General features: G+C 61.1%; 10 protein-coding genes. 4 read left to right on the forward strand and 6 right to left on the reverse strand.

All coding sequences use genetic code 11. From position 1 onward, the window contains the following. Positions 1–358 precede the first annotated feature (358 nt). Positions 359–895 (forward strand): Rieske (2Fe-2S) protein, encoded by a 537-nt coding sequence (locus RZS28_RS08640; RefSeq protein WP_407340899.1) that lies wholly within the window; start codon positions 359–361, stop codon positions 893–895. Between the two features lie 139 nt (positions 896–1,034). Here the strand turns inward: RZS28_RS08640 and RZS28_RS08645 are convergent, their stop codons facing one another. The 6 genes from RZS28_RS08645 to RZS28_RS08670 all read right to left on the reverse strand — a co-directional run bounded on the left by RZS28_RS08645 (position 1,035) and on the right by RZS28_RS08670 (position 10,710). Then, the gene (locus RZS28_RS08645) at positions 1,035–2,354 is read right to left on the reverse strand and encodes an HlyC/CorC family transporter (protein WP_407341083.1); all 1,320 of its coding nucleotides are present in this window, start codon (positions 2,352–2,354) and stop codon (positions 1,035–1,037) included. Positions 2,355–2,358: 4 nt separating this feature from the next. After that, entirely contained in the window at positions 2,359–4,173 is a 1,815-nt protein-coding gene (gene aroB, locus RZS28_RS08650; protein ID WP_407340900.1) for a 3-dehydroquinate synthase, read from the reverse strand. A gap of 201 nt (positions 4,174–4,374) precedes the next feature. Further along, positions 4,375–5,088: a hypothetical protein gene (locus tag RZS28_RS08655; protein ID WP_407340901.1), complete on the reverse strand. Its 714-nt coding sequence runs from the start codon at positions 5,086–5,088 to the stop codon at positions 4,375–4,377. A gap of 332 nt (positions 5,089–5,420) precedes the next feature. Further along, on the reverse strand, positions 5,421–6,551 hold the full coding sequence (locus RZS28_RS08660; RefSeq protein ID WP_407340902.1) for a glycosyltransferase family 4 protein: 1,131 nt from the start codon (positions 6,549–6,551) through the stop codon (positions 5,421–5,423). Positions 6,552–6,876: 325 nt separating this feature from the next. After that, complete coding sequence (locus RZS28_RS08665; protein ID WP_407340903.1) at positions 6,877–7,728, reverse strand: hypothetical protein; 852 nt, start codon at positions 7,726–7,728, stop codon at positions 6,877–6,879. A 201-nt stretch (positions 7,729–7,929) separates the two neighbouring features. After that, positions 7,930–10,710 carry a tetratricopeptide repeat protein gene (locus RZS28_RS08670; protein WP_407340904.1) on the reverse strand — a complete coding sequence of 927 codons (2,781 nt, stop codon included), beginning with the start codon at positions 10,708–10,710 and terminating at the stop codon, positions 7,930–7,932. Between the two features lie 503 nt (positions 10,711–11,213). On the opposite strand from RZS28_RS08670, the gene RZS28_RS08675 reads away from it, so the two are divergent. From RZS28_RS08675 to hrcA, 3 genes are all read left to right on the forward strand, one after another. After that, the gene (locus RZS28_RS08675) at positions 11,214–13,235 is read left to right on the forward strand and encodes a sensor histidine kinase (RefSeq protein ID WP_407340905.1); all 2,022 of its coding nucleotides are present in this window, start codon (positions 11,214–11,216) and stop codon (positions 13,233–13,235) included. A gap of 81 nt (positions 13,236–13,316) precedes the next feature. Beyond that, positions 13,317–13,703 (forward strand): response regulator, encoded by a 387-nt coding sequence (locus RZS28_RS08680; RefSeq protein WP_407340906.1) that lies wholly within the window; start codon positions 13,317–13,319, stop codon positions 13,701–13,703. Between the two features lie 99 nt (positions 13,704–13,802). After that, a complete protein-coding gene (gene hrcA / locus RZS28_RS08685; protein ID WP_407340907.1) occupies positions 13,803–14,903 on the forward strand; it encodes a heat-inducible transcriptional repressor HrcA in 1,101 nt (366 codons plus the stop codon). Positions 14,904–14,905 lie beyond the last annotated feature (2 nt).

Raw genomic sequence — 14,905 nt, forward strand, 5'->3', positions numbered from 1 at the left:
TGCGACGCCGGGCGGCCGGCGCCAGGACATCGAAACCTCCGCGACTACGGCTCGGTTCGAAGTTCGATCGCAGCGCGCCCGAGGCATGCGTCTCCACGAATGCTCTGGGGCGGCCGATCCGGACGGGCCGATCAGCGGGCTGTCGTACTGAGATTAGGAGCGAAGACCCAATGTCAGATCAGACCGCCTCGACCGAGGCTTCCAACGATCAGTCAAGTGCCCCAGCCGCCCCAACTGAGGCGACGGCGGCCGTTTCGACAACCGCAACCGAGGGCCCGGCCGCTTCGGCGCCGCCGCCCAGAGGCGGCTGCGCCTGGCGCGCGCCGCGGCGGAAAAAGGAATACGCGGCGTATTCGTCATGCGCGCCCTGCCGCCGCCCAAGATCGAGCCGCCACCGCCGATCGCCGCGGAGCCGTCTCCTCCGAGCGGCGAACTCTACGGCATTTGCAACAAGAGGGAGATCCGCGATCGCATGGGGAAGAGCTTCCCTTTGATGCGCAGGTGGACCGACGGCAAACTGCGGCCTTGGGATATATTCATCGCCAGGTTCGGCAAGGAATATCACGCCTATGTCAATGAATGCCCGCATCAACACGTCCGGCTCGATTGGGAGAAGAATAACTTCTTCGAGCCGAACTATCTAAAGGTGCTCATGTGCGGCAAGCACGGCTCGCAATTCGACCCGGAGACTGGAGTTTGCATCTCCGGACCCTGCGAAGGCGCGAGACTCGAGAAAATCCCCTGCTTTGTCGATGACGAGGATGATGTCGTCCTGGTCGGCGTCAACATCGATTTGGAGGCCCAAATCGGACCGGCGGCAGGCGATCCAAGCGTCGATGAAGTGCTTGAAAACGACGGGTTCAAGCTGCAATCGACGAAACGCGAATTTTTATAGGGAAGCATCTTTTCCGCCGCGGCCCGTCTGGGTTCGGCGGCCAAAAACTCGACAAGACAGTGGATCGAGAGCGATTTCATTACGAATGGTGGCGCTCTCGATCCTGTCGTTCCGGCGGCGGGTCCATCGCCCAAAAAATTCAGTGCTGCGCCGTCGAGGCGATCGCATGCGGCCCCACGGGCAGGATCCGCAGCAAGGTGATCCGGTTCTTCGTCTTGCGGAGCACTTCGAACCGGAATTTGTGGAAGGTGAAGACCTGCCCCGACTCCGGGATCGCCCGGGCCTCGTGAATGACCAGTCCCGCGACTGTCGTGGCCTCCTCGTCCGGCAGGCTCCACGCCATGACGCGATTGAGATCGCGGATCGGCACCGAGCCCTCCACGATCACCGAGCCGTCGGCCTGCAGTCTGACGCCGTGGACGACGAGGTCGTGCTCGTCGGAGATGTCGCCGACGATCTCCTCGAGAATGTCCTCAAGGGTGACAAGGCCCATGACCACGCCATATTCGTCGACGACCAGGGCGAAATGGGTCTTGCGCTTCAAGAACGCCTGCAGCTGATCTTGGACAGGGGTCGTATCGGGCACGAACCAGGGTTTCAGCGCGATGCTTTCGACATCGAAATGGGCGAAGTCGCCGCTTGAGGCGTCAAGGGCGCGCAACAGATCCTTCGCATGCAGCACGCCGATAATGTTGTCGGGCTCGCCGCGCCAGATCGGCAGGCGGGAGTAGGGCGCGGAGACGACCTCGCGGATCAAATCGCGCGGCGGCAGGTCGGCGTTGAGCGTGAGCATCTTGGTCCGATGCACCATCACGTCGGAAACCTCCAGCTCGCGCAGATCGAGCAGACCGCCGAACATGTCGCGGTCCGAGCGGGCGACGCCGCCCTCCCGATGCAGCAGATCCACCGTGCTTTTCAGCTCCTCGTGCCCGGACAGGATCGAGTGGCGCCGTCTTGTGTCCACGCCGAAAAGCTTCAGAACGCCTCGCACAAGCGCTTCGACGCCGACGAGAACCGGTCCGAAGATCGCGACGAATATCGATACAGACCGGGCCAAAAAAAGCGACATCCGATCCGGGTAATTGATCGCCACTGTCTTGGGCATCACTTCGGCAAAGACGAGCAGCAAGATCGTCATGATGCCGGTTGCGTAGATGGCGCCGCGGACGCCGACGAGCGCCTCAAGAACGCTGGTGGCGAAAGCCGATGAGCCGATGTTGACGAGCGTGCTGCCGAGCAGGGTCGCGCCGATCAGGCGATCGCGGCGCGCAAGAAGCCGATTGACGAGAGCCGCGCGGCGGTCGCCGGCTCTTTCCAATGCGTGCATGCGGGCGCGGGACGCGGCCGTGAGCGCCGTCTCCGACGCCGCGAAAAAAGCCGCGAGACCGACGCAGAAGATGATGATTACGCTCGCAAGCCAAAGATTGACCGGGAAAGCCTCGGCGCTCGCGCCCTGCATGGTTTTAATGTCCCGCACTCAGTTCTTTTTGAAGGAAGCCGCGGATCTCGCCGGCGTCGACCTTCTTCGCCACGAAACAATCGCCGATGGCCCGCGCGAGAATGAAAGTCAGGGAGCCGCGCTCGACCTTCTTGTCCTGCTGCATCGCGTCGATGATTTCGTCGGCCTCCACGGCAAGGCCGGCGATGTCTCCTATGCGCGTGGGCAGGCCGACCTCCCTCAAATGGGTTTCGACGCGGGCTTGGTCCTCCAAGGAACAGAGCCCCGTGCGCGCCGAGAAGCGGAAAGCCAAAGCCATGCCAATGGCCACCCCTTCCCCATGCACGAGCCGCGCCCCATCGTAGCGCGCGATGCGCTCGAGCGCATGGCCGAACGTATGGCCGAGGTTTAGAAGCGCCCGATCGCCCTGCTCGGTTTCGTCGCGGCCGACGATCGCAGCCTTGGCGGCGCAGCTTGTGGCGATCGCATGGATGCGCGCATCCCCGCCGGCGAACACGGCGCGCCAATTGGCTTCGAGCCAGCCGAAAAACCCGGCGTCGCCGATAAGGCCGTATTTGACCACTTCGGCGTAGCCGGCGCGAAATTCGCGTGGCGGCAAGGTTTCGAGGACTCTCGTGTCGGCGAGGACAAGCGAGGGTTGGTGGAAGGCGCCGATCAGGTTCTTGCCATGCTTCGAATTGATGCCCGTCTTGCCGCCGACAGACGAATCCACCTGGGCCAGAAGCGTCGTCGGAATTTGAACGAACCGCATCCCGCGCCGGAGCGTCGCGGCGGCAAATCCGGCGAGATCGCCGACGACGCCGCCGCCGAACGCGATGACCAGATCTCCGCGCTCGAGCCTCGCCGCAATAAGAGCCTCGCAGACCTCTGCGAAGACGCCGAAGGATTTCGACTCCTCTCCGGCGGCGACAATTACCGTGGAGTGGCGGAGTCCGGCCGCATCGAGCGATTTTTCGAGTGCGGGCAGATGCAGCTTTGCGACATTTGCATCCGTGATGATCGCGCAGGCGGCGCCCGGCGCGAGGCGCGCGATGCGGCTCCCCGCCTCTTCGACCAGTCCGTCGTCGATGGAGATTTCGTAGGCGCGAGCGCCAAGCTTCACCTCGACCAGAGCCGGGCTCGACGGCTCGTCTCCGCTCGAAGCGGCGGCTTGGCTTGATGTTGAATTGCCCAAATCGTGCATATTTCTCTGGCTTGCTAGCGTCGGCGGATCGGGCGAAAACCGCAGGAAGAACTCGATGCCCGAAATCATTTCCTCGACCGTGGCCTCTTGCGGTCCCTCATGCGACATGACCGTAATATCCGCCCTGGCGTAGACGGGATAGCGCTGCTCCAGCAGCGTTCGCAACGTCGTTTCGGGATCGGGACCGTGCAAAAGCGGACGGTGGGACCGTTTGCGGACGCGCCGCCAAAGCACATCCGGATCGGCCTTCAGCCAGACCGAGATGCCGCGCCTCGCTATGCGCGCCCGCGTCTCCTCATTCAGAAAGGCGCCGCCGCCGGTCGCGATCACGCGGGGACCGGCGTCGAGCAGCCGGGCCATGACCCGGCGTTCGCCGTCGCGAAAATAGGGCTCGCCGTGACGCGCGAAAATATCCGCGATCGACATTCCCGCCGCGGTCTCGATCTCGGCGTCGGCGTCGACGAAGCCTAGTCCAAGCCGGTGCGCGAGGCGCCGACCGGTCGAGGTCTTGCCCGATCCCATGAGGCCGACAAGGACGATCGAGCGGGCCCCAAGTGCGGCCGTCAACGACGCGATGCGCGGATCGCGCGCCGGCTCCGCCTCGCCGCTTGGCGCCGATCCGATGCTGCTGTTCATTTTTAAATCATAGCATGGCCGCGAAGGCGATTTAAGTGGCGCTTCGGTGGACCCGGCCGAACGCCATTCGCCCCGTCAAAAGCTCCAGATACGGCTTTGGCGGCCAGCCGACGAAAGGCGCCAGCTTAAAGCTTATAAGAGTTTGATTTAGCTTGGCGTAACGTTCTTGCAGGGCTTCAGCGCTATTTCGCTCAACGGGAGTCAGTGTGCGGTGGCGCCCCAGGCCGCGAAGAGCCTCCACGCATACCAGCCGCCGATCGCAAGCAACATGAAAAAAGCCGCCGAGCCGAGAACCTCGATGAGAAATGAGAGAATCGCGAGGACGCCGCGCGACAATGCCTCCTCCCCGCGCGAGGGGCGCCATTTTGGCGCAGGCTCAGCGCTCCGGCGGTCCGAGCCGGCAACCGCTCGCCTCAGCCTTGCCGCCTGGCCGAGCCTGATGTCGGAGGCCAGGGCTTTTTCTCTTTCGAGCAGGCGGTGCGCCATGTAATCGGTGATCGCGTCGATTATCTTGTCGATGTTTTCGCTCTCGGCCAGGGCGATGCGGCCATGCCGCGTATCCTGCACGAAACGATAGGAGCGGCGATCCGGCGCGATCTCGACGAAGCCGATCATGTCGATGAATAGGCGCGGATGCGCGCCAGGCATGATGGCGACGTCGAACAAGTCTATGTTCGGCGGAATTTCGGCGAGGAGGGGGTCGAGCGCGTCCTGAAGCATCTCGAGCCGGGCGATTTCCGCCGCGCGCAATTCGGCGATCGCTTCCGTGCGCTCGGCTTCGTCGAGCCTTGCCCGGCGCATGGCCCGCTTGAGAGCCGAAGCCCCTTGCGTTCCGCGAACCCCAAAGGTCTCGGTTGCGCGCCTGCCGCCCGACAAGGCGGAACTCGCCTCCGGGTCGCGCGTCGGGTCCTCCAAGATTGATCTCCCTTCGACCGGGACCATGGCATTTCAGGCTGAATCGGCCGCTGCCCTGAACATGCTCCAGCGGTTGCTGCTTCGCCATCGCCCGGGCAAGGAAAAGCGACCGCGCCAGTGGGCGCAGCCGAAATCCGGAATTTCATGTCCGAGTCCGTTACGCCGCAGGACGCCCGGCAGTTCGCGAGCTTGGCCGTCGCATCATGGTCAACGGCTTTTCATACCAGATCCTTAAATAATATTATTCGGCATGTCGCGAAGGACGGAAATCGCAAATCGGTTAATAGGCCCCTAAGGCCTGTCAGCCCTCGGATTGCCGCGCGACGGGGACGTCAGGCCGAGACCGCTTGCGGCTTTGTCTCGCCGGCATGGTCGACAAGATCCCAGGGCTCGGGCGCGAGGCTCGCGGCCGCGCACGCGGCGCTGGTTTTTGCCGAGGCTCGCGCCAAAAGCATACGATAGGCGGCGACATAATTGCGGGCCATTTGCGCTGCGGTGAAGCGGGCCTCGAACTCGGCTCGAACCGCGCCGCGGCTCATCCTTGAGGCCTCGTGCGCGGCTTCGGCGGCGGCGTCGATCGAATCGACGATAATGCCGTTGACGCGATCGGTGATGATTTCCGGAACCGAGCCGTTGGACCAGGCGATGATCGGCGCGCCGGCCGACATGGCTTCGATCATCACCAGGCCAAAAGGCTCCGGCCAATCAATTGGAAACAGGAGCGCCCGCGCTCTTCCAAGAAACTGCTGCTTTTCGCTCTCATTGATTTCGCCCACGAACTCGATGAGAGGGTGGTCGAGCAAAGGCTCGATCTCGGCCTTGAAATAGGCAAGATCGGCATCGTCCACTTTGGCCGCTATTTTCAAGGGAACGCCGGCCCGCTTGGCGATCTCTATCGCTCGATCCGGCCGCTTTTCCGGCGAGATGCGGCCGAGAAACGCCAAATAGTCGCCGCCTTGAGGATCGAATGGGCATACATGCGAAGGGAGGCCATGCAAGATCGTCGCGAGCCAATTGACGTTCGCGGGCATGGGCAAGCGCTGCGCGTTAGAGATCGAAACCAGAGGCATTTCCGGATAGGCTTTATAGAGCGGCAGAATGTCCGGCCGATCGAGACGCCCGTGCAATGTCGTTAGACATTTGTGCGCGAGGTCGTGGAACAAGGCGTTGGGTAGAAGCTCAACATGAAAATGGATGATGTCGAATTCATCGGCGCGGCGGCGCACTTCTCGCAACATGCCGAGCGTGCTGCCGATGTGATCGCGAATTCCGGCAAGTCTCAGGCTTCGCGGCGCGCCAATGACGAGCTTCGCGGTCGTCTCGGACTCGCCGCTCGCGAACAAAGTGACCTTGTGCCCTTGCCGGACAAGCTCTTCCGCCAACCATGAAACCACCCGCTCCGTGCCGCCATAGAGCTTCGGAGGCACGGCTTCGGCCAGCGGAGCGATAAGTGCGATGCGCATTTGTTTCCCTTCGTCCTCAAGCGCCCCTGACCTTAATGTCTTGACCGCGCTGAGGTTCCCGACGTTTTCATCGCGCGTCGGTTGGCGCTGCTCGAGGTTGGCGATTTTCGCTGGCGCGCAATTCGTCTCTTACTGCGTCGCACCCTTTGGTGAGGCAAGGCGATGAGCTTTGGCGGGGCAGGAGGATGAAGCGAAGCATTGCCCTCGAAAATGACAATGCTTCTTGCGATGGATCACGCGCAATCCAAAGCATAAGCGCGAAACGCATATTCAATTTGACTGGAATCCAGCGCGCCGCGGCCGGAGGCGAAAAAAGCCGAAGTCTCTATTTGAAGAGGTCGCTTTTGCCATCTGCAAATGCGTCGAGGAATCGACGCGCTCTTGTCTTATCCACCTTTGAAGCGCCGGACAATAGAAGATCCAGAGCGCATTTCTCCAGCGTGTTGAAGTCGATGATCTTGGACCAGCGACGCACCGCGACGACCTCATGGCCTCCCTCTACGGCGTCGCTTCGTTCGAGAGCCAATTCCAACAAGGGAGCAAGAGAGCTTGCATCTCGCATGCTCTGCTTGATGAAAATATAAACCTCTTGCTCTTGCCCATGCGTGAACCAGAACCAGAGGACGGCGGAGGGCGACGCCTGCGTCCAAAGCCGCCTGGAACTCGCCAAATTCATCACGCGACCGAGGAGCTCGCTTCGCAATTCCTTGGAGGAGAGGCCGAAATAGGAGTCTGCGGCAGAGCCCTCGGCGCCTTCCGCTGTGGCGGCATGCTCCACTCGGCGAAACAAAGCACATAGAAGTGAGATGTCGGAGAGATCGCAAATGACGGAGCTGACGAGCGCGCCGCGTTCGGAAGGCGCCGAGGGTTCGAACGCATCCATGAGAAGCGCGCAAAGGCGCTCCTCACAGGAGGGCTCGAAGAGTCGCGCCTGAGTCTCATCATTCAGACGCAGATAAACTCTGCTCGCTTCACAAATCGCTCTCAGCCAATCGTTCGTGAAAAGCTTTCCGCTTTTGAACGCGGCGTCCAATGCTTCGATGACTTGCTCGCGAAGAGGCGGCCGCTCAGCGGGAAGGACGTCGCTGAGTCTTTCCTCGATCGTTGCAAACGCCTGTCGCGGGTTTTCTGAGCCCAATAGCGCGTCGATGTCCGCGCGTGGCAAGAGGGCGCACATGAGATTCGATCCAAATTAGTCAGTGGCGATCGCAAGACGCAAGCTGTCGCCGTTGAGGCGAGTGCGGCTCGAAAGAAGCAATTGGCATGCCCCGCGTGGACTCTATGTTATCGCACGCTCTTGACGAGTCGGTTTGAAAGGGCGCTGGGTCTTTTAGAGTTGGCGCGGCCGCCCACCGGCGTGCTGTCAGGAGCGCCGACTTTACGAGATTTTCCGAACGGGCCGCAAATCCTGCGTCGAATATGATTTTTCCTCGACGATCTCGGAATTGAAAAGCAGGTTGATCTCCTTCTTCAAGCCGGCGCGCAGATCATTGGATTTGTAGACCTGCCTCGCCATGGAGATGAAATCCTCGCCAAATTCGCCGCGCGCCTCATGTCGCCTGAGCTCATCTTCAACGCTCCAAAGAAGAGCGTTCGCGGTCTTGAGTTGGGCTTGGAGGCGATCGAGTTCCGCGCCGCCAAAGCCGGCTTCGGCCTTGAGCTTGCGCAAAAGCTCCAGCTCGTGTCGAATGTTGCCGAGCTTTGCGGCGTCGGCGACATGAGTCTCCTTGATCTCCAGGATTGTGATCTTGTCGACCAGTTCGCCGATCGCGCCGGGAATAGTTATCAAGGCCGGCTTGCGCGCCTGTTGACCTTCCGTCAGACGGCCGGTCGCGCGCGTCCGAACCCAGTCGGCAATGCGGTCGAAGACCGGCTTCCACTCGTCTTTTTCCGCTTGGCGAAAAAGCCGCATGGTCGGGTACCAGGGGCTATCGTCGCGCCCCATGAGCCAACGCCAATCGGGCACATGCTTCAACGCGGTGACGACCGGCCGGCCCAACGCGCCGGCAAGATGAACAATCGCGGTGTCGGAGGTGACGATAAGATCGAGCGTAGCCATCGCCGCCGCGCAGTCGATGAAAGAATCGGGCCCGCCGTCAAAATCATCGCCGAGGCTCTCGACGCGCAACGTCCTGTCGGGGCCCTCGGCGTCAATCCGGCTTTGATCCTTCATGAGGCTAATCAGCCGCACGCCATCAATCGCCCCCAGAGAAGCAAAATTGGAAAGAGGAACTGTCCTCTTGAGGTTGATGAACGCGTTTCCATGCCAGCAAATGCCGATGCGAAAGCCTTCGCCGCCGATGCGCTCCGCCCATTTCGCAATGAGGTCGGGCTCTGCGTACAGGTAAGGCGCTTGCGCCGGTATTGTGTCGAGCGTGGTTCCGAAGCCGCGCGGAAGGCTCAGAAGCGCGCTCTGAAAATCGAATTTCTCATTTGGATCGATCGCATCGATGAACCGGACCGGCTTCGGCAAAGAGCGCAGCAGCCGGCGCATGTTTCTTCGACAAAGCAGGGTGACGTCTGCGCCGGCTTCTATGAGCCGCGGGAGATAGCGCGAAAATTGGATAAGGTCGCCAAGACCCTGCTCATCCCACACGATGATGCGTTTGCCTTGGACATTTTCGCCGTTCCATTGCGGCGGCCCTTGGATGAAAGGTCGCGGCGGCGCGTTCGAACGGTCCCAGCGACTCTCGAAATCTTCGAAGCCTTCGGTCAGCCTTCCCTTGAGAAGGAGCGCGCCGGCCCGGTTGTTGCGCGCATCCGAATAAGCGGGCTTATGCTCCAAGGCCTCGTTGAAGCAAACCAAAGCCTCATCGATCCGCCCGGTTTCCTTCAGGGCGACGCCGAGACCGGACAAGGCCTCCGGATAATTTGGCCTGATCCGCAAAGCCTCGTCATAGGAGGCTACAGCCTCCGCATGCCGGTCGAGCTCCTGCAAGACATTGCCGCGATTGAGCCAGGCTTCTGGCGTATCCCGACGGAGCTGCAATGTCTGATCGAGCGCCGCGAGGGCCTCGTCGAGACGGCCAAGCTTATGGAGCGCGGCGCCGCGAATCCCGAGCGCTTGATCGTGCCTTGGATCATGCCGCAACGCCTCATCGCAGGATAGAAGCGCTTGTTCGGCGCGACCGGATTGCAGAAAAATATTGGCGCGATTGGTCAACGCCGGCAGAAATCCCGGCCGGATCTTCAAGGCGTCATTATAGGCGCCGAGCGCCTCGCCGAGGCGGCCGAGCTCATGCAAAATATTGCCGCGATTGCATGACGCTTCGCAATAGCATGGATCTAGCGCAAGGGCCGCGTCATAAGCTGCAAGCGCCTCTTGGAGTCGGCCGAGCCCCTGCAAGGCTATGCCCTTGTTGTAAAGAGCTTGCGGATAGCCGTGGCGGTATTGCGACGAACGGTCATAGCAGACTAGGGCCTCTTCGAGACGGCCGAGTTTTTGCAGAACATTGCCGCGATTGAGTTCGGTCTCCGCGTCGGGCGGACCGCAGCTCGCGGCTTCTTCATAGGCGGCGAGGGCGTCCTCATGACGTCCCAGCTTTTGCAAGACAGAGCCTTTGTTGAATAAGTTGCGGCTATCGTCCGGCCGGACCGCCGCGATCGCCTCGAAACAGGCCAGCGCCTCCTCGAATCGGCCGAACCGTTCGAGCAAGGCGCCGCGGTTTGTCGAGGCTTCGCAATGGTTCGGACGCCAACGCAAGGCGCTCTCATAAGCGGCCAGCGCCTCCTTCATGCGCCCGAGACTTTGGAGGATGACGCCAATGCTGAACAAACTATCCGCGTCGTCCGGCCGAAGCTTCAGGATCTCTTCCAGCGACTCGATGGCGTCAAGCGGCTGTCCGAGTCGCTGAAGCACGATGGCGCGGGCGCCGAGCGCCTCGGGATTGACGGAATTCAAGGCGAGCGCGCGTTCGAACCAGCCGAGCGCGTTGCGCATATCGTCGGCGTTGAAATAAATCAGGCCGAAGATATAGCATGCGACGTCGCTCGGCGCCGCAAGATCGGCGAATTGTTCGAGATGGGCGATCGCCTCTTCCGGCGCGCCGGCGCCGAGACAGGTAAAAGCTTCGGTGATGGCGACTTGTAAAAGGGCCTTGTTGCGAATTTCCGCATGGCCTGGACCGCGATCTAATTGTTCGGACTTCTGGGCACTCATTCAACTGCGCTCATAAAAATGCCGGCTGGCGAACAAGAGCCAAGGCCGAATTCCATTTCAGGTGGTCAATCGACGCCGCGAGGCGAGACAATTGAGCCGCCGCCGCGCGACGATCGTCTCGATGCGTCATAGGAAGCTTCGAGCCGCATTGAAGCGGGAAAAACTTTCGCGGACCTGACGTTCGACGCGTCGCGGCGGGCGCTTTCAGGCGCCCTCGTGCTGGGGTTTCGCATTGCATCGAGCTAAGCCGGAGCATCTAAATCTAGGGAGCGGTCGCGGCAGCGTACATTTGTCGAGGCCGAGAGATGAACGACGGGCTCCGATAGTTCGCGTGGAACCCGATCCGCGACGCTAATGTTCAATGGACGGCGCTCGTGTCCAAGGTCGAGCGGAAGGCTTCTATCGGTCCGGATCGCTTGCTCCATGAGCTTGCTGTTTTTGTGGGCCGCGGTCCATCCTTCCCTTGGGCTCCAGGCGCCGGGGTCGGCTGCGAGGAGCGCGGATTGAACCATCGCATTGCGTCTCTGATCGGCCGGCTGCGCCCTCTCGGATTCCTCTTTTGGGGCTCATTGATCGCGCCGCTTGTCGCCGCCGCCAGCTTTTCCTGGGTGTTGTCCCAGCGCAGCAGCGCCGAAATCATTTCGGAGGCGGAGCAAACCGCGGCCATCGTCCGCGAACATGCCCTGCGCGTTTTCGACGCGCAGGAAAGCGCAATGATTGCGATCGACTTGAGACTCGGGACAATGAGCTGGGATGAAATCCGTCAATCCGACTCGATCCGCGAGTTTCTGGATGGACTAATGCAATCCTCGCCGCAAATGGCGGCGATCTTGCTCGTCGATCCTAATGGAGAGATAGCGGCGGCCCGGGATAATTCGAAATGGGCGCCTTCGCTGTTGTTGAAAGAAGATTACGCGCAGGTCTTGCGCGCGCCCGCGCGCCTCTATCTCAGCCCGGCCCTCGACAGCAAGAATGGAGCCGAGCTTGGCTTTGTTCTTGGCCGCCGCAGATCGAACCGTTCAGGCGCGTTCGACGGCGCAATCCTCATCGCGACCAGAGCAAGCTATTTTGAGGATTTCTGGTCCGCCCTCTCGGTCAGCCCATCCGACGTGATCAGCATCATACGCGATGACGGCGCGCTGCTTGCGCGCTATTCTGGCGTGCGGGCGACGAGCGCGGCGATCCCGCAAAATTCGCCTTTTTTTGAACTAAGCAGCAAAAAGAGCGAAGGTCTTTATCAGGTTCGCTCCAGCAGCGACGGCGGCGATCGGCTTTACGCCTTTTCGAAATTGGGGCCCTTTCCCGCCTATGTGCGCATTGGCGTCGACTTATACGCCGCATTTGCGCCATGGCGCGCGCAAACGGCTGTGCTTATCGCGATCGCGATTGGAGCGAGCCTCGCTTTCTCCTCGCTTACTAGGATCGCGCAGGGCCGTGAAGAGCGGCTCTCAGCCGAGATCGAGCGGCGGAGACGGGCTGAGACCTCGCTCATGGCCAGGGACGAGCACGTTGCGGCTCTCCACAAGGCCGAAACCAGGCTCCTTCTGAGCGGCCAAAGATTTCGGGTCGCCGTCGGCGCCATGGCGGGCATCGTCTATGATTGGCGGATATCGACGGGAGCAATCTATCGGTCGGACGGATTGTCGCGTCTCCTTGGATTTTCCGCGGAGGAAGCGGGCGCCGATCTTGCCTGGTGGCTGGAGCGCCTTCACCCGGACGACCGGCCGCGGTTCGAAGCGCAATGCGGCAAATTCGAATCCGGCGTTATCGAGGAGCAGGCGGAGGAATATAGAATCAAGCACTTCGACGGACGCTGGATTTATGTCTGGGATCGGGGCTCGCTTATTCGCGATCATGAAGGCAAGCCCGTCCGCGTCATCGGCAGCGCGATCGATATTACCGAGCGGAAATACGCCGAGGAGCGCCAGCAGATTCTGATCAACGAGCTCAACCACAGGGTCAAAAATACGCTCGCTATGGTTCAATCGATCACCGTTCAGACGGCGCGCAATGTCGAGAATCCGGCAGACATGGCGCAACGCTTGCAAGATCGACTCCTCGCCTTGTCGAAGGCGCATGATCAGCTCATTCGCACAAGCTGGGAAAGCGTCGATCTACGGGAGCTCGTGGAAAATGAGCTCACGCCATATAAGCAGAGGGACAGATGTATAAAAATTGAGGGTCCCGTAGCGAAATTGAACGCGGCGACAGGCGTCGCTTTGGCTCTGGTCCTGCATGAGCTCGCCACCAACGCAGTGAAATATGGCGCCTTTTCGATTGCATCCGGGCGCCTCGAAGTCAGCTGGTCGATTGAACCTGGCGATCCGCCGCGCGTTCGCCTGAAGTGGCGTGAGCATGAAGTTCCCGCGGTGATGATTCCGGTCAGCCGCGGCTTTGGGACGAGACTGATAGAACGCGGTCTGGCCGGCGTCGGCGGCGGATCCACCTCGCTCGAATTCCGCGCGGGCGGCGTCGTTTGCAGTCTTGACATGCCTTTATTTCGGCAATCGCGCCGCCCACACTGAAAAGTGAAGCGGATATCCGGAACCAACAGCGGCTCCGGCGGTTTGACGGCTCAAGGCTCCGCTCGATTTTGGATTCGTCCTGTGACATTTGAAACCGACCTTCGCGTTCTGGTCGTCGAGGACGAAGCGATCATCAGCATGTTGATCGAAGACATGCTGAGCGACATTGGATGCAAGTTCGTCGACGTCGCTGTCTCCGTGGAAAGCGCCCTTGGAGTCTTGGCCGAGGCGTCGCCTGATTTTGCGGTTCTCGACATCAATCTCAACGGTCAGCGAAGCTTTCCTGTCGCCGATATTCTCAAATCGCGCGCCATCCCGTTCGTCTTCCTGTCCGGCTATGGCGCGCGTGGGCTCGACGAAGCCTATTCCGGCGCCAAGGTTCTGCAAAAGCCATTTCAGCTTTCCGATCTCAAAATGGTTCTGGAAGACGCATGCCGGCCTTTGAAAGTCCCCGGGCGCCCTTGCTGATCCGGTGATCTTTCTTATTCAAATGGCTCCGGCGCAGACGCAGATCTAGCTCAATTGGAAGCGCTTGCATCCCGGGTCCGACGCGGCCATGTTAACGCCATGGCCGTATCTTTCGATCATCCGCGCGATCCGGCGCGCCTTGGCGGCAATAGCCTGTCGAGCCTCAACGAGCGCTCGCGGGAGATATTTCGTCATATCGTCGATTCCTATCTGGCGAATGGGGAAGCCGTCGGATCGCGGCATGTCGCGCGGCTTTTGCCTATGTCGCTGTCGCCGGCCTCCGTCCGCAACGTGATGCAGGATCTCGAAGAGCTCGGCTTGATCTATGCGCCGCACACCAGCGCGGGACGCCTGCCGACGGAACTCGGCCTGCGCTTTTTCGTTGACGCCTTGCTGGAGCTCGGCGACATAGGCCAGGGGGAGCGCGAGCAGATCGAGGCGCAGGTCAAGGCGGCCTCGCCGGAGCAGCCCCTCGAAGGCCTGCTCGGCGACGCCATGATGATGCTGTCGGGACTCACGCGCGGCGCCGGCGTCGTCGTCACGACCAAGGAAAACGCGCGTCTAAAACATATCGAATTCGTCAGGATCGAGCCGGAGCGCGCGCTTGCCGTGCTTGTCGCCGAGGATGGTTCGGTCGAAAATCGCGTCATTCAAATCCCGACCTGGCTGCCGCCTTCCGCCTTGATCGAAGCCGGGAATTACCTCAACGCCAGGATCAGGGGCCGCACCTTGAGCGAGGTCAAGGTCGAGATCGAAGCCGCCCATCGGGCGGCCGAGGCCGAGCTCGGCGAATTGACGACGCGCCTCGTTGAGGCGGGACTTGCGAGCTGGGCCGAATGCACAGGACATGGCCCGCAGCTTATCGTGCGGGGACAGGCCAATCTGCTTCAGGATTTGACCGCAATCGAGGATCTCGAACGCATCCGCCTTCTCTTCGCCGATCTCGAAACCAAAAAAGACGTGATCGATCTCTTGAGCCGAGCGGAAGGCGGCGAAGGGGTGCGCATTTTCATAGGCTCCGAGAACAAGCTCTTTTCGCTCTCGGGCTCCTCCATGATCGCGGCCCCTTTCCATGACGAGCAGCATCGCATCGTCGGCGTTCTTGGGGTCATCGGCCCGACGAGGCTGAATTACGCCCGGATCGTTCCCATGGTCGACTATACGTCGAAAGTCGTCGCGCGGCTGCTGCAACGACGATAACC

The organism is Methylocapsa polymorpha, assembly GCF_045689225.1.
Taxonomy (GTDB): domain Bacteria; phylum Pseudomonadota; class Alphaproteobacteria; order Rhizobiales; family Beijerinckiaceae; genus Methylocapsa; species Methylocapsa polymorpha.

Coding starts and splice junctions, on each gene's coding strand:
- RZS28_RS08640 (WP_407340899.1), top strand. CDS start 359: ATGCGCGCCCTGCCGCCGCCCAAGATCGAGCCGCCACCGCCGATCGCC.
- RZS28_RS08645 (WP_407341083.1), bottom strand. CDS start 2,354: ATGCAGGGCGCGAGCGCCGAGGCTTTCCCGGTCAATCTTTGGCTTGCG.
- aroB (WP_407340900.1), bottom strand. CDS start 4,173: ATGAACAGCAGCATCGGATCGGCGCCAAGCGGCGAGGCGGAGCCGGCG.
- RZS28_RS08660 (WP_407340902.1), bottom strand. CDS start 6,551: ATGCGCATCGCACTTATCGCTCCGCTGGCCGAAGCCGTGCCTCCGAAG.
- RZS28_RS08665 (WP_407340903.1), bottom strand. CDS start 7,728: ATGTGCGCCCTCTTGCCACGCGCGGACATCGACGCGCTATTGGGCTCA.
- RZS28_RS08670 (WP_407340904.1), bottom strand. CDS start 10,710: ATGAGTGCCCAGAAGTCCGAACAATTAGATCGCGGTCCAGGCCATGCG.
- hrcA (WP_407340907.1), top strand. CDS start 13,803: ATGGCCGTATCTTTCGATCATCCGCGCGATCCGGCGCGCCTTGGCGGC.